This window comes from Micromonospora globosa (assembly GCF_000717585.1).
Lineage (GTDB): Bacteria > Actinomycetota > Actinomycetes > Mycobacteriales > Micromonosporaceae > Micromonospora > Micromonospora aurantiaca.
Window position 1 is genome coordinate 1 of the sequence record NZ_JNZR01000039.1, and the last position, 18,393, is coordinate 18,393.

The window sequence follows — 18,393 nt, forward strand, 5'->3', positions numbered from 1 at the left end:
GGGCGGGGTTTGTGGGGGTTTGGGGTGGGTGGGGTGGCCCCGGGTGTGGGGCGCGGTGGGCGCTGCGTCAGGATGAGACCGATACGCAGGCACAGCCGAGGAGCTCACGATCGCCAGAAAGCCTCAACCCGAGGGCGGCCAGGCCCCCGTCGTCCAGCGGGTCCGTATCCGGTACGCCAAGCGTGGGCCGCTGCGGTTCACCTCGCACCGGGACTTCGCCCGGGCCTTCGAGCGCGCGCTGCGCCGGGCCGGCGTGCCGATCGCCTTCTCTCAGGGGTTCACCCCGCACCCGAAGATCTCGTACGCCTCGGCCGCCCCGACGGGAGTGGCGAGCGAGGCCGAGTACCTGGAGATCGGGCTCCGTGAGCCGGTCGACCCGGCACGGCTGCGTGAGGCGCTCGACGCCGCTCTCTCGCCCGGGCTCGACGTGATCGACGCGGTGGAGGCCGTCGGTGGCAGCCTGGCGGACCGGATCGAGGCGTCGTACTGGCGGATCGAACTGCCCGAGGTCGACCCGAAGGTGCTCGCGGAGGCCGTGGCTGCCTTCACGGCTGCCGAGGAGATCCAGGTCGAGCGGATGACCAAGCAGGGGCGGCGTACCTTCGACGCCCGTGCGGCAGTGGTGTCGATCGATGCCATGGCTCCGGCTGAGACGCCTTCCGGGGCGGCGGCCGTACCGTGTGCGATACTCGAACTGGTCGTGCGGCAGGTCACCCCGTCCGTTCGGCCCGATGACGTCCTGTCCGGCCTCCGTGCGGTGGCCGCCCTGGAGCCGCCGGTCACCCCGAAGGTGATCCGGCTGGCGCAGGGCACGCTGACCGCGCAGGGCGAGATCGTCGATCCGTTGGAAGCGGATCGCGACGGGGCAACCATCGGAGAGCGCTGACCGTCGGTCAACGCTCTGGCAGGCAGACTTCGGCGGTCGCGCGTTTGCGCGCCCGGCGGAAACACCTTTGCGGCAACCCTGCGTGGCAGCGCTCACCCGCGCCCGGGGCGGCCAGAACTGGAGAACGTCCATGCTCGAGAACGAGCCCGAGGGCGGCGAACGGACCGGCGCAGAGCCGGCCGGGACGACCGCCGACAGCGCCACCACCGCCTCCGGCAGCGCCGCGAGCGCGACCTCTGCCGGCGCCGGGGGAGCCACCACGGAAGGCACCGTGGAGGGCGTCGCGGAGACCAAGCCGCCCGCCCGTAAGCGGGCCAGCCGCCGCAAGGCCGCTCCGCTGAACCAGCCGGAGCAGACCGACGCGCCGGTCGAGGCGTCCACAACGGTGACCGGCAGCGGCGAGTCGCCGCAGGCCGAGGTGCTCGCGCCGGTGGCCGGTGAGTTGGACACCGCGCCGAAGACCACCCGGCGGCGTCGTAAGGCGACGCCGGCGAAGGCGGTCGAGGAGCCGGTGGCCGCGGCCGGTGTGGAGGCCGCCTCGGAGGAGGTCGTGCCGCCGGTCAAGGTGACCCGGACCCGCCGTCGCAAGGCCACGCCGGCTGCCGAGACCGTCGCGCCGGACGAGACCACCGCCGCGGGGCAGGCGCCCGCGGACGGCGTGATCGACGGACCGGTCTCCGCGCCCGGTGGCGACCTGATCGCCGAGGGACGCGCCGACATCGACGGCGGCGAGACCGCCGCACCGGGCGAGGCCGTCACCGCGGGTACCGCCGCCGAGACTGCACCGCAGGCCCCCACCGGCCGGCGCAGGGCCACCACCAGCAGGACCAAGGCCGCCGGCGCCGGCAAGGCGAGCACCGGCGGCATCGGTGAGACCACCGGCGAGGACGTCGAGGACGCCGAGGCCGAGGCCGTGGCAGACGCGAGCGCCGCGGCTGCGCGTACCGAAGAGGTGAACCTGGCCCGCAGCGGCGGCCCGGCCGACGCGACGGGCGTCGTGTCGACGGGTGCCGCCGTGCCGCGCGCGGCCGAGGAGCCGGCCGAGACGCCGCCGGCCACCAGCCGCCGGCGTCGTGCCGCGCTCTCCGCGCCGACCGTCCTGTTCATGGCGCCGCAGCCCGACGAGGCGCCGGCCGTCCAGGTGACGTACCCGGCCGCCGAGGAGCCGATCGAGGAAGCGGTCGAGACCGGCCGGCGCCGCCGTCGCGGCCGCCGTGAGGTCGAGCCGGTCGAGGCCGAGGTCGAGCCGGAGGTCGCCGAGGAGGAGCTCGCCGCCGAGGCCGAGGAGACCGCCGAGGGGGACGAGGACGACGAGACGGCCGCGGGCCGGCGTCGCCGCCGCCGGGGCCGCCGGGGTCGTGGCCGGGGCAAGGGCGGCGCGGACGAGGCCGACGACGAGGACGTCGAGGAGCCCGCCGCGGCCGAGGCCGAGGGTGAGGCCGAGGAGCCGGCGGAGGACGAGGAGGCCGAGGGCGAGGGGATGACCCGTCGCCGTCGCCGTCGTCGCCGCCGGGGCGCCGGCGAGGCGGACACCGCCGCCGAGGACGGCGTGCCGACCGTCGTCAAGATCCGTGAGCCGCGCAAGCCGGTCGACGAGGTGCAGGGTGTCTCCGGCTCGACCCGGCTGGAGGCCAAGCGGCAACGCCGGCGGGACGGCCGCGAGCAGCGGCGTACGCGGCCGCCGATCCTGAGCGAGTCGGAGTTCCTGGCCCGCCGCGAGGCGGTGGACCGGGTGATGGTGGTCCGCCAGCGCGGCGACCGCACCCAGATCGCGGTGCTCGAGGACGGCGTGCTCGTGGAGCACTACGTCACGCGGAACTCGTCCGGCACGATGGCCGGAAACGTCTACCTGGGCAAGGTCCAGAACGTTCTGCCGAGCATGGAGGCGGCCTTCGTCGACATCGGGCGCGGGCGCAACGCGGTCCTGTACGCCGGTGAGGTCAACTGGGACGCCACCGGCCTGGAGGGCCGGGCCCGCTCGATCGAGCAGGCGCTGCGCTCCGGCGACTCGGTCCTGGTGCAGGTGACCAAGGACCCGATCGGGCACAAGGGCGCGCGGCTGACCAGCCACATCGCGCTCTCCGGCCGGCACCTAGTCTACGTGCCCAACGGCAACGCCTCCGGGATCAGCCGCAAGCTGCCCGACACCGAGCGCAAGCGGCTGCGGGACGTGCTGAAGAAGCTGGTGCCGGACGGCGCCGGGGTGATCGTCCGGACCGCGGCCGAGGGTGCCAGCGAGGACGAGCTGGCGCGCGACGTCAAGCGGCTCCAGGCGCAGTGGGAGGACATCCAGGCCAAGGCGACCGAGGGCGGCGCTCCGGTGCTGCTCTACGAGGAGCCGGACCTGGTCATCCGCGTGGTCCGGGACCTCTTCAACGAGGACTTCCGCGAGCTGGTCATCGAGGGCGAGCCCGCGTACGACCTGGTCGAGTCGTACCTGTCGCACGTGTCGCCGGACCTGGTGGCGCGGCTGCGCCGGCATGCCGGGGTGGCGGACGTGTTCGCCGAGTACCGGATCGACGAGCAGATCCTCAAGGGGCTGGACCGGAAGGTCTTCCTCCCCTCGGGCGGCTCGCTGGTGATCGACCGCACCGAGGCGATGACTGTCGTCGACGTCAACACCGGCAAGTACACCGGCTCCGGTGGCAACCTGGAGGAGACGGTCACCCGCAACAACCTGGAGGCGGCCGAGGAGATCGTGCGCCAGCTGCGGCTGCGCGACCTCGGCGGCATCGTGGTGATCGACTTCATCGACATGGTGCTGGAGTCGAACCGGGAGCTGGTGCTGCGCCGGCTCACCGAGTGCCTCGGCCGGGACCGTACGAAGCACCAGGTCACCGAGATCACCTCGCTCGGCCTGGTGCAGATGACCCGTAAGCGCATCGGCGCGGGCCTGCTGGAGGCGTTCAGCGAGACCTGCGAGTGCTGCAAGGGCCGGGGCGTGATCATCCACACCGAGCCGGTGCCGGAGAAGCCGCGCGGCGGGGCGGGGGAGAAGGTCAAGGCGGTCGCCTCGGCGGTCGCCGCGCCGGCCGAGGAGAAGGGCCGCCGCCGGGGCCGCAAGGCCGCCGCGGAGAAGCCCGCGGTGGAGGCCGCGCCGGAGCAGCCCTCCGCGCAGCCGCAGGCAGTCACCGAGACGCCGGCCGGCCCGGAGCGGACCGTCGCCGAGGTGGTCGAGACCGACGACGACTACTACGACACCCAGGGCTACGACCTGTCCCGGTTCGAGACGGACACGCCCGCCGCCCCGGCGATCGCGGACAGCCAGGAGGGCGACTCGGCCCGGCTGGCCGCCGCCGACGACCCGGACGCGATCGGTGACGGAGACAACGACGACGACAGCGGCGCCCCGCGTCGGCGGGCGCGCCGTGGTGGTGCCCGGCGGCGTACGCGGCCGTGAGGCTTTAGCGCGCTGACCTGCGCGAACAGGGCCCCCGATCCGCCGGGAAGAGGCGGGGCGGGGGCCCTGTCGTGTCCGCCGAGCAGGGCGGAGAGGCACCGACCGGCAGCCCGGTTTGGGGGGCGGGCCGGGTATGGCGTACGCTTGCCTGCGGCGCACTTTGGTGTGCCGAGTTCCCGCGTGCCCGCGCCGCCGGTGTCACGGCTCCCGGCGAGACGCCGTGGGAACGACCGTCGACGGTGTGACAGCCGGCAACGGTGCAATAGACGCCAGCAGCCTCAACGACAGGGAGTCCGCCTCCGATGTACGCGATCGTCAAGACCGGCGGCAAGCAGTACAAGGTCGCCGAGGGCGACGTGATCGAGGTCGAGAAGCTCGCCGGTGCCCCCGGCGACGCGGTGAAGCTCACCGCGGTGCTCCTCGTCGACGGTGACGACCTGGTGACCGAAGCGGCGAAGCTCGCCAAGGTCGCGGTGTCCGGCGAGATCGCCGCGCACACCAAGGGCCCGAAGATCCGGATCCACAAGTTCAAGAACAAGACCGGCTACCACAAGCGCCAGGGTCACCGCCAGCCGCTGACCCAGGTCAAGGTGACCGGCATCTCCAGCGGGAAGTAGGTCGTCCTCCAATGGCTCACAAAAAGGGTGCGTCCAGCTCGCGTAACGGCCGTGACTCCGCGGCCCAGCGGCTCGGCGTGAAGCGCTTCGGTGGTCAGGTCGTCAGCGCGGGTGAGATCCTCATCCGTCAGCGTGGCACCAAGTTCCACCCCGGTGACCTGGTCGGCCGTGGCGGCGACGACACGCTGTTCGCGCTGGCCGCCGGCTCGGTGCAGTTCGGCACCAAGCGCGGTCGCAAGACCGTCAGCATCGTGCCTCAGCAGTAGTTCTGTAAGCGTTGCGGGCCGCGGACCTCGAGTCCCGGCCCGCTTCGCTTTTCCCCGTGCGGGGCGGACCCCGCTGGAAGGATTGGCGTCGTGACGACGTTCGTTGACCGGGTCGTCCTGCACATGCAGGCCGGCGACGGCGGGCACGGCTGTGTCTCGATCCACCGGGAGAAGTTCAAGCCGTTCGGCGGGCCGGACGGCGGCAACGGCGGCCACGGCGGCAGCGTGTCGCTGGTGGTCGACCCGCAGGTCACCACGCTGCTCGACTTCCACTTCCGGCCGCACCTGAAGGCCGAGAACGGCAAGGGCGGCGCCGGCTCGAACCGGGACGGCGCCAACGGCCGTGACCTGGTCATCAAGGTGCCGAACGGCACCGTCGTGCAGAGCCTCGACGGCGAGGTGCTGGCCGACCTGGTCGGCGTCGGCACCACGTTCGAGGCGGCCCGGGGCGGCCGGGGCGGGCGCGGCAACGCCTCGCTGGCGAACGCCCGCCGCAAGGCGCCGGGCTTCGCCGAGCTGGGTGAGCCCGGCGACCGGCTGGACGTCGTGCTGGAGCTCAAGAGCGTCGCCGACGTGGGCCTGGTCGGCTTCCCGTCGGCGGGCAAGTCGTCGCTGATCTCGGTGATCTCCGCGGCCAAGCCGAAGATCGCCGACTACCCCTTCACCACGCTGGTGCCCAACCTGGGCGTGGTGCGGGTGGACAACCACACCTTCACCGTCGCCGACGTGCCGGGCCTGATCCCGGGCGCGGCCAGCGGCAAGGGCCTGGGCCTGGAGTTCCTCCGCCACGTCGAGCGCTGCGCCGTGCTGGTGCACGTGATCGACACCGCGACGCTGGAGCCCGGCCGCGACCCGCTCGCCGACATCGACGCCATCGAGTCGGAGCTGTCCCAGTACGGCGGCCTGGCCGACCGGCCCCGGCTGGTCGCGCTCAACAAGGTCGACGTGCCGGACGGCAAGGACCTCGCCGACATCGTCCGCCCCGACCTGGAGGCGCGCGGCCTGCGCGTGTTCGACGTCTCGGCCGCCACCCGGGAGGGCCTGCGGGAGCTGACGTACGCGATGGCGGAGCTGGTCGACCAGGGCCGCCGGGCCGCCCCACCGGCCGAGCCGACCCGGATCGTGATCCGCCCGAAGGCGGTCGACGACGCCGGCTTCACCATCGAGGCCGAGCCGGACGGCTCGTACACGGTGCGCGGCAGCCGGCCGGAGCGCTGGGTGAAGCAGACCAACTTCGACAACGACGAGGCAGTGGGTTACCTGGCCGACCGGCTGGCCCGCCTCGGCGTCGAGGAGAAGCTCGCGAAGGCCGGCGCGCAGGCCGGTGACCTGGTGCGCATCGGCGACCGGGAGTTCGACTGGCAGCCGACGCTCTACGCCGGTGTCGACTTCGTGCCCGGTAACCGGGGCACCGACGTACGGCTGGAGGAGAAGTCGAACCGTCCGTCGGCGTCCGACCGGCTGGCGGCCCGCAAGGCCCGCCGGGTCCGGCCGGAGGACGAGGTCGAGGCCGCGCCCGCGGCGGAAGCGGACGCCGAGTAGCCGTTTGCGGGTCGGTGGCGGGAAACCTGCGCGAAATCCGGCCGATCTAGCGTACGGACATGTTGATCGAGTCCCGTCCCGCCACCGATCCGGAGATCGCCGCGCTCGTCGTCGCCCAGCAGCGTGAGCTGCGCGACGCGGACGGCGGGCTGGACGGGCAGGTCACAGTCGTGCACACCGACATCCACTACCTGGCCGCCGTGGTGGGCGGCCGGGCGGTCGGCTGCGGCGGCCTCCAGGCGCTCGACGCCGGCACCGGCGAGCTGAAGCGGATGTACGTACGGCCGGCGTACCGGGGGCGGGGCATTGCCCGGCAGCTGCTCGTGGCGCTGGAGGAGCTGGCGTTCCAGCAGGGGCACCGCACTGTGTGCCTGGAGACGGGCACCTACCTGCCGGCCGCAATCGGGCTCTACCGGTCCAGCGGTTACGAGCCGATCCCGGTCTACGGCGAGTACGTGGACAACCCGTACAGCGTCTGCTTCGCGAAGCGGCTGCCGGTGGCGGCCTGACGCTCAGGCGCTCGTCTGCGCGTGCGGCGCGGTGACCGGCTTCGACTCGGGGCTGGCGTGCTGGCGCAGCACGATGCTGAGCAGGATCAGCACGCCCACGGCGAGGAACTCGCTCTGCCAGTTCTGCATCGACTGGAACCAGAAGTCGCTGGTGCCGAGGAACTGCCACGCGCTGATCGGGGCGGCGCCGCTCTCCAGCGCCTGCTCCTGGTTGTAGGCGGCCACACCGCCGAACAGGTGCCCCAGGAACGCGCCGCCGAAGATCATCAGCAGTGCGACGGCGAGGCTGTTGCGGTAGACCACGAGCGGCAGCCCGCCGGCGCGTACCGGCCAGGGCGAATCGGGGCGGGCGTGGTCGCGGTTGTCCTCCGGCCGGTCCGTCTGGTCCTCCGGCTTCGACTCGGCCGAGCCCTTCTGCACCAGGTACGCGGTGAGCAGCACGTAGCCGCCCATCTGGAGGAACTCCGACTCCCAGTTCTCGAACACCGCCTCGGCGAAGTGCCCGGTGCCGAGATAGGCCCACCAGCTCAGCGGCTCGGCGCCGTACCGGCTCAGCTCCTCGTTGTGCACCTGCCAGCCGAACACGCTCTGGAGCAGCAGGAAGACCAGGAACGCGCCGAGCATGGCGACCGAGAGCATGTTGTCGCGCAACCACCGTGGCATCGCCGGACCTCCTCGACCCGCTCGCGGTTGCCCTCCTGCCCGGCGTCGGGCCGGGGCAAACGCCGCACCGGCGTGTCGCGCCTGGTCAGGGGCGGTCGAAGGGGGCCTCCACCCGAGTGCCGGTGCCGAGGTTGTTGTTCAGCAGCAGGCCGGCGGCGAGCATGCCGAAGCCGAGGACCAGGTGCAGCCAGTTGTCGGCGTCGTTCACCGGTACGAAGTTGACCGACGTGTCCCGGTCGATGGCGAAGCCGTACAGCCACAGCACCAGGTAGAGCGCGCCGCCACCGGCCAGGAACACCCGTGCCCCGGCCAGCCGCCGGGCCATCACCAGACCGACCAGGCCGAACAGCAGGTGCACCAGGTTGTGCAGCACCGAGACCTGGAACACCCCGAGCAGCTTCGCCTCGGAGTGGTGCCCGGCGAACGTCATCTCGCCGTAGTGCGTGGTGATGCCGGGCACGAAGCCGAGCACGCCGATCAGCGCGAAGAGAGCCGCCGCCGCGAGGGCTACCTTCTGCACCGCAGGCCGGGCGGACGCGTGTTCGCGCACGTCACGTGCCATCCCTGTCACCCCCGTGGAACTCGCCGCCGCCCCGGGCGGGCAGGCACCTCATTGTCTGACCGGGGCGGGCCGGTCCCGCAGAGAATTCACGAATCAGGCATGGAGCCACCGACCTGGGGTAGGGCACTTGTCACGCGGAAACAAATCCGCGTACCCCCCGAAGACACCCGCTGGGAAGTACGAGCGGAAGGGACACCATGACTCAGGATCTTTCCCCCAGTTCGGCCACGTACCAGTCGACGAACGGTGGTGGCGGTGTGCGTGACCAGGCCCGCCAGGTCGGCTCCGACGCCGCGAACGCGGGCGGCGCCGTCGCGCAGACCGCCAAGGAGCAGGGCCGGGAGGTGGTGGGCGAGGCCAAGCGGCAGGCCCGCGACCTCTACGGCGAGACCCGCAGCCAGGTCACCGCGCAGGCCGGTCAGCAGCAGCAGCGCGCCGCCAGCGGACTGCGGTCGCTCGCCGACGAGATGCGCACCATGGCGCAGCAGGGTGGCGGCTCCGGGCCGGTCACCGAGCTGGCCCACCAGGCGGCCGAGCGCGTGCACGGCGTGGCCGGCTGGCTGGAGCAGCGCGAGCCGGGCGACCTGCTCAACGAGGTGAAGACCTACGCCCGCCGCAACCCCGGCACGTTCCTCGTCGGTGCGGCGCTGCTCGGCGTGGTCGCCGGTCGGCTCACCCGCAACATCGCCGCGATCGGCGACGACAGCACGGCGCGGCCGGCGTACGACCCGGACCGCACCGCCGTCATCCCGACCGCGCGTGAGGTGCCGGACCAGGTGCCGCCGGGCGGCTACCTCGACCCGACGCCGGGCAGCTACGCCGAGCCGGACCCGGGCTACTCCGCGCCGGGCGCGACCTACCCGGCCGGCGGCGCCCCGAACACCTGGGCCGACCCGGCGGGTGGCACCGGTCAGCCGCTGCCGCCGCCGGAGCGCACCGACCCGCTGCCGGGTGTCCCGTCGACCGGCGCTCCCCGCCCGTGACCGGCCGCACCGGCAGAAGGGAGGCGACGGCATGACCGTACCCACGCAGGACCCCGGCTATCAGGCGGCTGGTGCCCCGCCTCACGCCGACGAGGTGCGCGGCAGCTCGCTCGGCGACCTGATGCGCCAGGTCACCACCGACCTGTCCACGCTGATGCGCCAGGAGGTCGAGCTGGCCAAGGCGGAGATCCGCCAGGAGGGCAAGAAGGCGGGCAAGGCCGCCGGACTGTTCGGCGGCGCCGGCTTCGGCGGCTACATGGTGGCGCTCTTCGTCTCGATCGCGATCTGGCAGTTCCTCGACAACGTCATGGACTCCGGGCTGGCCGCGCTGATCGTGGCCGTCATCTGGGCCGCTGTCGCGGCGGTCCTGTACTCGATGGGCAAGAAGAACGCCGAGCGGATCCGCGGCCTGAAGCAGACAAACGACAGCGTGCAGCGCATCCCCGACGCGCTCAAGCCGCACCCGGAGGGAGTCATCCGATGAGCACCGATCCCGAGCAGATCCGCCGCGAGATCGAAGCCACCCGCAACAACCTCAGCTCGGACGTGGACGCCCTGGCGTACAAGGTCAGCCCGAGCCGCATCGTCGACGACCGCAAGCAGCGTGTGCGCAGCGCGCTGACGAACGTGAAGGACAAGGTGATGGGAACCGCTTCGGACCTCGGCCACAGCACCGGCCACGCCGCCCACTCGGTGGGCGACCACGCCTCCTCAATGGCCTCCTCCGTGGGCGACAAGGCGCAGTCCGCCGCCGCCACGGTGAGCGACGCCGCCCACCGTGCGCCGCAGGTGGTGCGGCGCAAGTCCGAGGGCAACCCGATCGCCGCCGGCGTGATCGCCTTCGGCGTCGGCATGCTGGTCTCCTCGCTGATCCCGGCCACTCGCCGCGAGCAGCAGGTCGCCGCGCAGGTCAAGGAGAAGGCCGCCGAGCACGGCGGGGTGGTGAAGGAGAAGCTGGGCGAGGTCGCCGGTGAGCTGAAGGAGGAGCTGCGCGAGCCGGCGCAGCACGCCGCCGAGTCGGTGAAGGCCACCGCGCAGGACGCCGCGCACACCGTCAAGGACGACGGCCGCGCCGCCGCCCACGACGTCCGGCACAGCGCCGAGCAGGTGCGGTCCTGAAGGTCCGCGCCCTCGGTAAGGAAGGGCCCCTTCTTATCGCCAGGCGATAAGAAGGGGCCCTTCCTTACACCTCGGCGCGCAACGGTGGGGGCAGCGCCCCGGTCTCCACCCAGAGCACCAGATCGTCGGGGCGGCGCCGCGTCATCCGCCGGCGCAGGACACGTGTGGGGTGGGCCGCCGTCCGCATCCGGGCGCCCGCGTAGGGCACCCCGCCGCGCAGCCGCCGGCCCACCGCCAGCCACGCGCACAGGCCGCGTTCCAGCACCCAGGCGGGAGCCGCCAGGCTGGTGTGCGCCGGGAAGACCCGGGCGCCGCCGGCCCGTCGCCGGCCCAGCTCCGCCACGGCCACCGTCGCCAGCCCGGCGCGCAGCAGCAGCCCGGGCCGGCGGGTGGCGAGCGCGACCGCCGTCGCCGGCAGCACCGCCAGCGCGGCGAGCAGCCACACCGGCCGGGCCGTCTCGTCGTACGCCTGGCGGACGCGCTGCCCGAGGAAGTGCGCGGCGGCGGGCGGTAGCCGCCGCACGTACAGCCACGCCGGGGTGGCGGTGCTGCCGCCGTACGCGCGCACGGTGCGGACCAGCTCCAGGTTCTCGAAGAGCACGTCGGGGTCGTAGCCGCCCATCGCCAGGAACGTGCTCCGCCGCACCCCGAGCGTGCCCGGCCAGTCCCCGCCGAACACGCGGGCCAGCAGCGTCCGGCCGGTGTCCCACCAGGCGTGCCAGGGCAGCGGGTCGAAGTGGTTCTGCGGCCGGACCAGGTCCACCCCGTCCAGCAGCTGGTGCACCGCGCACAGGGCCGCCCGGTCGTACCGGACGTCGTCGTCGGCGATCACCACGTGCTCGTGCCGGGCCAGCGCGACGCCGGTGAGCACGCCGAGCACCTTGCCGTTGCGCCCGCGCAGCGCCGGGTCCGGCGGTACGTGCCGGACCAGCCCGCGCCAGGCTTCGGCGTGCCGGGCGAACAGCTCCGGCGCCGATCCGTCGACCACCACCACGTCGACCCACCGGCTCAGCTCGCGCAGGTACCCGGTCAGCTCGTCCAGGCCGCCGTCGTCGTGGGCGCGCAGCGGCAGGACGTACGCCATCGGCAGCCGGACCGGCGCGGACGCGGCGCCCTCGTCGCGTGGCGGCGCGGCGGTCGGTCGGGTCATGTCGTCTCCCCTCGTGCCGGGTGACGCGACTTGCCCGGAATGCGGCTGCTGAAACCGTTTCGGGCGGGCTGTGTCGGGTAGCGCAGCCGGATATCGCGGCCGGCGAGATCGACCCCGGCTCGGCCCGGTTCAGCGCGGTGGGCGTACCCCACCGGCCGGGCGTGCGCCGTCGGCCGGGCGTACCCCGTCGAGCACCAGCCCGGCGGGCGGCAACGCCGGCATGGAGCCGAGGTCGAGCGCCAGGTCCTGCGGCGGTACGCGGTAGCTCATCGCGCCGGTCAGGTTCGTCACCGCCCGCTTCATCAGCTCGATCGTGATCCACTCACCGGCGCAGCGGTGGCCGGTGAAGTGGTCGCCGCCGCCCTGCGGGACCAGGCCGAACGGGTCGTCGCGCCAGCCGGCGAAACGCTCCGGGCGGAACCGTTCCGGCTCGGGCCACACGCCGGGGTGGTGGTTCGTGCCGTACAGGTCGAGCAGCACCCGCCGGCCCTGCGGGAACGCGTACCCCCGCCACTGGAACGAGCGGCGGACCCGGGCTGCGGCGACCGGGAAGAACGGGTAGTAGCGGCGTACCTCCTGCACGAACTGCTCGGTCGCGGCGTCGTCACCTGGTAGCCGGTCCCGCCAGTGCGGGTGGTCGTGCAGCGCCAGCGCGGCGAAGACCACGTACCGGTCCACGGCGACGGTGGGGCGCAGCACGTTCAGCAGCTCCACGGCGGCGATCCGGCGCGGCAGCGGCAGCCCTCGTTCGTCCCGGTGCCCGGCCACCACCGCCAGCGCGGTGCCCTCCGGTGCGGGCACCGCGCCCGCGCGCACCCGCTCGATCAGCTCGCCGGCCCAGCGTTGCGCGTGCCGGCGGCCGAGCCGTCCGCGCCAGTGCCGGGGGCCAAGCGCGGCCGGCGCCTCGATCATCGCGTGCATCTCGGCGGTGCGGCGCGGCACGTCGGCCTCGGCCAGCGGCACCCCGGCCCAGGCCCAGACCGTACGGGTCAGGATCTTTCCCACCTCGTCGTAGAGCACCACCGGGCCGCCCTCGGCCCAGTCGCGGATCCGGGCCCGCCACTGCTCGTCGAAGATCTCCCCGAGGCGGCGGATCGCGGCCGGCGTCATGATCGACATGAACATCGCCTTGCGGACCAGGTGGGCCTGCCCGTCGAGGCCCTGCACGCCGCCGACGCCGGTGAGCGTGCGCTGCCCGCGCATCGGCATGGCGCCGCGCCGGACGAACCGCTCCTCGTCGTAGAACAGCTCGGCGGCCTCCCGGCCGCGCAGGCAGATCGTCGGCTCCAGCAGCAGCCGGGTCTGGAAGACGTCGGTGCCGAGGCGGTCGCAGCGGTCGCCGACGAAGCGGTAGCCCTCCCGGAGGAACGCCAGCGTGCTGTCCGGGCTCCGGTCGCTCGGCATGGTGCTCATCTCGGCTGCTCCTGACGCGGTTCGGCGGCGCTGCCTACCTACCCGGGTCGGCGCGGCCGAACCCTCCATTCCAGCAGCTCCGGCCCCGTGGGGGAGGGGCCGGCCACGCGAGCCGGTGCTGGCCCCTCCCCGGGCACGGAAAAGCTGGTTGGCTCGGGTTCGCGGACCGGCGGCGACCGGCCCGCCGCCCGCCGCCGCGACGTCCGGCGGGCGTCACCGACCACGGGGGAGGGCACCGATGCGTGACGACAGGGCGGCACGACGGCACCGCGAGGCACCGGCCCGGCTGCGCGGCGACGGCCGCGACGGGCCGCTGATCGGCACGCCCCGGCGCGCCGCCGGCCGCCCGCCGCGTTACTTCACCGTGCACCTGGGCTTCGCCGCCGCCGATCCCGCCGTCGCGCGGGAGCACGCCGTGGCGTACGCCGAAGCACTCGGCCTGCTCCGCCCGGAGCTGGCGCTCGGCGCGGCGGCGCTGTCCCCGGCGGACGCCTGGCACCGCGCCGAGCGGCTGTTCTGCGACGCCGCCGGGCCCGACGGCGAGCGCTGCGCCGACGTGGCCGGTCACCCCGGCTTCCACCACGCGCCCGGCCCGGGCGGGCTCGGCTGGGGCGACGGTGACTGAGGCGCGCTCAGTCCAGGTCGAACTCGCCGTCCTGGGCGCCCGCGACGAACGCGTCCCACTCGGCCTGCGTGAAGACCAGCACCGGCCCGTCCGGCTCGGCGGAGTTGCGCATACCGATCAGGTCGTCGACGAAGGCCACTTCGACCGCTCCCTCGGAGGTGTCGCCCTCAGCCCGCTGCCAAACCGCCCGGGAGAGGTCGAAATCGCCCTTGGGGTGCTGACCCATCGCTGTTCCTCCATCGCCATGCGTAACGAGACGGCCCGAGCGGACCTCATCGGGCAGGATAAGCGGATGCCGAGCCTCACCCGTGCAGAGGCGACCGCGCGCCGCGCGTCGATCACCGTCGAGTCCTACGATGTGGACCTCGATCTGACCGGCGACGCCGAGCGGTTCCGCTCCGCCGTCACCATCCGGTTCCGGGCCACCCCCGGAGCCGAGACCTTCGTCGACGTCAAGCCGCGCCGACTCCTCGCCGCCCGCCTCAACGGCCGCGCCATCGACCCGGCCCTGCTGGCCGGCGACCGGCTGCCGCTGACCGGCCTGGCCGCGACGAACACGCTCACAGTCGAGGCCGAGATGGCCTACTCCAACACGGGCGAAGGGCTGCACCGTTTCGTCGACCCGGCCGACGGCGAGACCTACCTCTACGCGATGTCCTTCCTGGACGACGGGCCGCGCATCTTCGCCGCGTTCGACCAGCCCGACCTGAAGGCGCCGGTGACGCTGACGGTCACCGCGCCGCCGGAGTGGACTGTCGCCGCCAACGGGCCGCTCGCCGACCGCCCCGCGCCCGGGCGCTGGGAGTTCGCCACCACCGAGCCGCTGGCCACCTACTTCGTCTCGCTGATCGCCGGGCCCTGGCACGTGCTGCGCGCCGAGCACGACGGCATCCCGCTCGGCCTCTACTGCCGGCGTTCGCTCGCGGCCCACCTGGACGCCGACGCCGAGGAGATCTTCACCGTCACCCGGCAGTGCTTCGACCGCTTCCACGAGCTGTTCGCCGAGCGCTACCCGTTCGGCAAGTACGACCAGGCGTTCGTGCCCGAGTTCAACGCCGGCGCGATGGAGAACCCGGGCCTGGTCACGATCCGCGACGACTACGTCTTCCGCTCCGCCGTCACGGACACCCAGCGGGAGCTGCGCGCCACCACCATCGCCCACGAGATGGCGCACATGTGGTTCGGCGACCTGGTCACCATGAGCTGGTGGGACGACCTGTGGCTCAACGAGTCCTTCGCCGAATACCTGGGCACCCGGGTCACCGCCGAGGCGACCCGGTTCGACCGGGCGTGGACCACGTTCGCGAGCCGCCGCAAGGCGTGGGGCTACACCGCCGACCAGCGTCCCTCCACCCACCCGGTGGCACCGGAGGAGGTGGCCGACGCCGCGCAGGCGCTGCTCAACTTCGACGGCATCTCGTACGCCAAGGGCGCCAGCGTGCTGCGCCAGCTCGTCGCCTGGCTCGGTGACGAGGCGTTCCTGGCCGGGCTGAACGCCCACTTCGCGGCGCACCGGTTCGGCAACGCCACGCTCGCCGACCTGCTGGCCGCCCTGGGTACGGCGAGCGGCCGCGACCTGGACGGCTGGGCGGAACGCTGGCTGCGCCGCGCGCAGGTGAACACGCTGCGGGTCGACACCGCTGTGGACGCCGACGGGCGGTGGACCGAGGTGGCGATCGTGCAGACCGCCCCGGCGAGCCACCCGGTGCAGCGGCCGCACCGCATCGGGGTGGCCCACCACACCGCCGACGGCCCGGCGTACCGTTTCGAGGTCGACCTCGACCCCGACGCCGACGGCGGTCGCACGCCGCTGCCGGAGCTGGTCGGGCGGCCCGCCACCGGGCTCGTGCTGCCGAACGCCGGTGACCTGACGTTCGCCAAGATCCGCCTCGACCCGGCCTCGGCGGACGCGGTGCCGCTGCTGCTGCCGGGGCTCGACGATTCGCTGGCCCGGGCGCTGCTCTGGGCCGAGACGCTGGACGCGGTCACCGACGGGGAACGGCCGGCCGGCGCGCTCGCCGGGCTGATCGCGGCGGCGCTGCCCGCCGAGACCGAGGTGACGATCGTCGAGGACGTGCTGCTGCTCAGCCGCCGGCTGATCGACCGCTACCTCGGCCCGCTCGCCCGGGACGCGGCGCTGCTGCGGGTGGCGACCGCCTGCGGGGCGCTGCTCGACTCGGCGCCCGCTGGCGGCTCCCTGCAACTGGCGGCGGTGCGAGGTCTGATCGGCGCCACCACCGACACGGCCATGCTGACCGGCTGGCTCGCCGGCAAGGACGTGCCGCCGGGGCTCGCGGTCGACGCCGACCTGCGCTGGGCGGTGCTGCGCCGGCTCGTGGTGCTCGGTGCCGCCGGTGCGCCGGAGATCGACGCCGAGGCGGACGGCGACCGCAGCGCCACCGGCGCCGAGCAGGCCGCCGCGTGCCGGGCCGCGCTGCCCGACGCCGACGCGAAACGGGCCGCCTGGGAGATCGTCACCCGCAGCACCGAGCTGTCCAACCGGCTCGTCGAGGCGACCGCCGAGGGCTTCTGGCAGCCCGAGCAGGCCGAGCTGACCGCCGGGTACGTGGAGCGCTACTTCACCGACATGCCGGCGGCGGCGCGTCTGCGTACCGCGTGGGTGGCCGACGCGGTCACGGTGGCCGCGTACCCCCGCTACGCCGTGTCGCAACCCACCCGGGAGATGGCCGCGGCGCTGCTGGCCCGCGACGACCTCACGCCCGGCCTGCGGCGATGGGTGACCGACCTGGACGACGACATGCGCCGGGCGCTCGTGGCCCGGACGGCTGTGGCCGCCGCGTCGGCCTGACCGGGGCACGCCGGGCGGGCTGATCCGCCCGGCGTGGCCGACCCCGCCCGGGCCCGTCCGGCGCGCGGCCTACGATCGCTGGGTGGAGGAAGACATCCGGCGGGTCGGCATCATGGGCGGCACGTTCGACCCGATCCACCACGGGCACCTGGTGGCGGCGAGCGAGGTGGCCGACCGGTTCGGCCTGGACGAGGTCGTCTTCGTGCCGACCGGGCAACCGTGGCAGAAGGCGGAGGAAGCGGTCACCCCGGCCGAGGACCGCTACCTCATGACGGTGATCGCCACCGCCTCCAACCCGCGTTTCCAGGTGAGCCGGGTCGACATCGACCGGGGCGGTCCCACCTACACCGTCGACACGCTGCGCGACCTGCACGCCGAGTACGGCCCGAAGGCGCAGCTGTTCTTCATCACCGGCGCGGACGCCCTGGAGCGCATCCTCTCCTGGAAGGACCTGGACGAGGCGCTCGAACTGGCCCACTTCATCGGCGTGACCCGGCCCGGCTTCGAACTCACCGACAAGCACCTCCCCGCCGACTCGGTGAGCCTGGTGCAGGTGCCCGCGATGGCCATCTCCTCGACCGACTGCCGCGCGCGCGTCGCCCGCGGGGAGCCGGTGTGGTACCTGGTGCCCGACGGTGTGGTGCAGTACATCGCGAAACGGCGCCTCTACCAGCGATGATTCGCCCCCTTGCATCCCGGTTCATGCCTGAAATCGACCAGAACTGACAAGTCGCCGCACCGCCGGGTGTGAGAGGCTTGGAGGGTCGCATGGTTGATCGAAGGAGAACGGTGACAGTTTCCGAACGCGCGCACGAGCTGGCGATGGCCGCCGCCCAGGCCGCGGCCGACAAGAAGGCACAGGACATCGTCATCATCGACGTGGGCGACCAGCTCGCGATCACCGACGCGTTCCTGCTGGCCGCCGCTCCGAACGAGCGTCAGGTGCTCGCCATCGTCGACGCCATCGAGGAGCGCCTGCTGGAGCTGCCGGAGAAGGCCAAGCCGGTGCGCCGCGAGGGCGAGCGGGGTGGCCGCTGGGTGCTGCTCGACTACGTCGACATCGTGGTCCACGTCCAGCACACCGAGGAGCGCGAGTTCTACGCGCTCGACCGGCTCTGGAAGGACTGCCCGCAGATCCCGTTCACCGATCGCGACCTGGCCGACTCGGCCGCCGGCACCGCCACCGCGGAATGATCCGCCTGATCATCTGGCGGCACGGCAACACCGACTGGAACGCCGCGAGCCGGGTCCAGGGTCAGACCGACGTGCCGCTCAACGACCTCGGCCGGGAGCAGGCCCGCGCCGCGGCGCCGGTGCTGGCCGCGCTGCGCCCGGACGCGATCGTCGCCAGCGACCTGCGCCGGGCCGCCGACACCGCCGCCGCGCTCGCGGCGCTGACCGGGCTGCCGGTCCGCTCCGACGCCCGGCTGCGCGAACGGCACTTCGGCCAGTGGCAGGGCCTCACCCTGACCGAGGTGGCCGAGCGGTTCCCCGACGAGTACGCCCGCTGGCGGGCCGGCGACCCCGACCCCGGCGCCGGCATCGAGCCCCTGGGCGACCTGGGCGCCCGGCTCGGCGCCGGGTTCCAGGACGCGGCCGACCTCGCCACCGGCGGCACCGTCGTGGTGACCACCCACGGCGGCGGCGCCCGGCAGGGCGTCGGGCACCTGCTCGGCTGGGACCACACGGTGCTGCGCAGCCTCGGCTCGCTGGCGAACTGCCACTGGACCGAGCTGCGCCACGACGACGTCCGGGGCTGGCACCTGCGCGCACACAACGTCGGCCTGATCACCCAGCCGGCGCTCACCGACGCGGTCTGACACCTCCGGCCCCGGCACGTCACAGCACC

General features: G+C 73.5%; 19 protein-coding genes. 14 read left to right on the forward strand and 5 right to left on the reverse strand.

Features of this window, described 5'->3' with window-relative positions; translation table 11 throughout:
- Positions 1–166: 166 nt before the first annotated feature.
- From IF06_RS0128060 to IF06_RS0128085, 6 genes are all read left to right on the forward strand, one after another.
- Positions 167–886: a TIGR03936 family radical SAM-associated protein gene (locus IF06_RS0128060; protein ID WP_083395316.1), complete on the forward strand. Its 720-nt coding sequence runs from the start codon at positions 167–169 to the stop codon at positions 884–886.
- A gap of 130 nt (positions 887–1,016) precedes the next feature.
- Positions 1,017–4,286, forward strand: coding sequence for an Rne/Rng family ribonuclease (locus tag IF06_RS0128065; protein WP_030274600.1), 3,270 nt, complete (start codon positions 1,017–1,019; stop codon positions 4,284–4,286).
- 302 nt (positions 4,287–4,588) lie between these two features.
- Positions 4,589–4,903: a 50S ribosomal protein L21 gene (gene rplU / locus IF06_RS0128070; protein ID WP_013288011.1), complete on the forward strand. Its 315-nt coding sequence runs from the start codon at positions 4,589–4,591 to the stop codon at positions 4,901–4,903.
- A gap of 11 nt (positions 4,904–4,914) precedes the next feature.
- Complete coding sequence (gene rpmA, locus IF06_RS0128075; protein WP_013288010.1) at positions 4,915–5,169, forward strand: 50S ribosomal protein L27; 255 nt, start codon at positions 4,915–4,917, stop codon at positions 5,167–5,169.
- Between the two features lie 90 nt (positions 5,170–5,259).
- Positions 5,260–6,711, forward strand: a complete 1,452-nt coding sequence (gene obgE / locus IF06_RS0128080; RefSeq protein WP_013288009.1) for a GTPase ObgE — start codon at positions 5,260–5,262, stop codon at positions 6,709–6,711.
- 59 nt (positions 6,712–6,770) lie between these two features.
- Positions 6,771–7,220, forward strand: coding sequence for a GNAT family N-acetyltransferase (locus IF06_RS0128085; protein WP_030274603.1), 450 nt, complete (start codon positions 6,771–6,773; stop codon positions 7,218–7,220).
- A 3-nt stretch (positions 7,221–7,223) separates the two neighbouring features.
- Here the strand turns inward: IF06_RS0128085 and IF06_RS0128090 are convergent, their stop codons facing one another.
- Positions 7,224–7,883, reverse strand: a complete 660-nt coding sequence (locus tag IF06_RS0128090) for a DUF6766 family protein (protein ID WP_030274605.1) — start codon at positions 7,881–7,883, stop codon at positions 7,224–7,226.
- 85 nt (positions 7,884–7,968) lie between these two features.
- Complete coding sequence (locus tag IF06_RS0128095; protein ID WP_030274607.1) at positions 7,969–8,433, reverse strand: DUF4383 domain-containing protein; 465 nt, start codon at positions 8,431–8,433, stop codon at positions 7,969–7,971.
- 209 nt (positions 8,434–8,642) lie between these two features.
- Between IF06_RS0128095 and IF06_RS0128100 the strand changes: the two genes are divergently transcribed.
- From IF06_RS0128100 to IF06_RS0128110, 3 genes are read left to right on the forward strand one after another with little or no spacing between them, the layout of a single operon-like run.
- Positions 8,643–9,428, forward strand: a complete 786-nt coding sequence (locus IF06_RS0128100; RefSeq protein ID WP_013288005.1) for a hypothetical protein — start codon at positions 8,643–8,645, stop codon at positions 9,426–9,428.
- 31 nt (positions 9,429–9,459) lie between these two features.
- A complete protein-coding gene (locus IF06_RS0128105) occupies positions 9,460–9,912 on the forward strand; it encodes a phage holin family protein (RefSeq protein ID WP_013288004.1) in 453 nt (150 codons plus the stop codon).
- Positions 9,909–10,547 carry a DUF3618 domain-containing protein gene (locus IF06_RS0128110; RefSeq protein WP_013288003.1) on the forward strand — a complete coding sequence of 213 codons (639 nt, stop codon included), beginning with the start codon at positions 9,909–9,911 and terminating at the stop codon, positions 10,545–10,547. The genes IF06_RS0128105 and IF06_RS0128110 overlap by 4 nt, the downstream gene beginning before the upstream one ends.
- Positions 10,548–10,611: 64 nt before the next feature.
- Here the strand turns inward: IF06_RS0128110 and IF06_RS0128115 are convergent, their stop codons facing one another.
- Together IF06_RS0128115 and IF06_RS0128120 are read right to left on the reverse strand one after the other, a co-directional pair.
- On the reverse strand, positions 10,612–11,697 hold the full coding sequence (locus tag IF06_RS0128115; RefSeq protein WP_030274609.1) for a glycosyltransferase: 1,086 nt from the start codon (positions 11,695–11,697) through the stop codon (positions 10,612–10,614).
- 129 nt (positions 11,698–11,826) lie between these two features.
- Positions 11,827–13,110 (reverse strand): cytochrome P450, encoded by a 1,284-nt coding sequence (locus IF06_RS0128120; RefSeq protein WP_030274612.1) that lies wholly within the window; start codon positions 13,108–13,110, stop codon positions 11,827–11,829.
- 238 nt (positions 13,111–13,348) lie between these two features.
- On the opposite strand from IF06_RS0128120, the gene IF06_RS0128125 reads away from it, so the two are divergent.
- Positions 13,349–13,735, forward strand: coding sequence for a hypothetical protein (locus IF06_RS0128125; RefSeq protein WP_030274615.1), 387 nt, complete (start codon positions 13,349–13,351; stop codon positions 13,733–13,735).
- A gap of 7 nt (positions 13,736–13,742) precedes the next feature.
- Here IF06_RS0128125 and IF06_RS0128130 read toward each other — a convergent pair whose 3' ends face one another.
- Positions 13,743–13,961, reverse strand: coding sequence for a DUF397 domain-containing protein (locus tag IF06_RS0128130; RefSeq protein WP_013287999.1), 219 nt, complete (start codon positions 13,959–13,961; stop codon positions 13,743–13,745).
- Positions 13,962–14,027: 66 nt separating this feature from the next.
- On the opposite strand from IF06_RS0128130, the gene pepN reads away from it, so the two are divergent.
- From pepN to IF06_RS0128150, 4 genes are all read left to right on the forward strand, one after another.
- The gene (gene pepN, locus IF06_RS0128135) at positions 14,028–16,544 is read left to right on the forward strand and encodes an aminopeptidase N (RefSeq protein WP_030274618.1); all 2,517 of its coding nucleotides are present in this window, start codon (positions 14,028–14,030) and stop codon (positions 16,542–16,544) included.
- A gap of 82 nt (positions 16,545–16,626) precedes the next feature.
- A complete protein-coding gene (gene nadD / locus IF06_RS0128140; protein WP_013475510.1) occupies positions 16,627–17,223 on the forward strand; it encodes a nicotinate-nucleotide adenylyltransferase in 597 nt (198 codons plus the stop codon).
- Between the two features lie 110 nt (positions 17,224–17,333).
- Complete coding sequence (rsfS, locus tag IF06_RS0128145) at positions 17,334–17,738, forward strand: ribosome silencing factor (protein WP_013287996.1); 405 nt, start codon at positions 17,334–17,336, stop codon at positions 17,736–17,738.
- Positions 17,735–18,364: a histidine phosphatase family protein gene (locus IF06_RS0128150; protein WP_030274620.1), complete on the forward strand. Its 630-nt coding sequence runs from the start codon at positions 17,735–17,737 to the stop codon at positions 18,362–18,364. The genes rsfS and IF06_RS0128150 overlap by 4 nt, the downstream gene beginning before the upstream one ends.
- Positions 18,365–18,393: the final 29 nt, after the last annotated feature.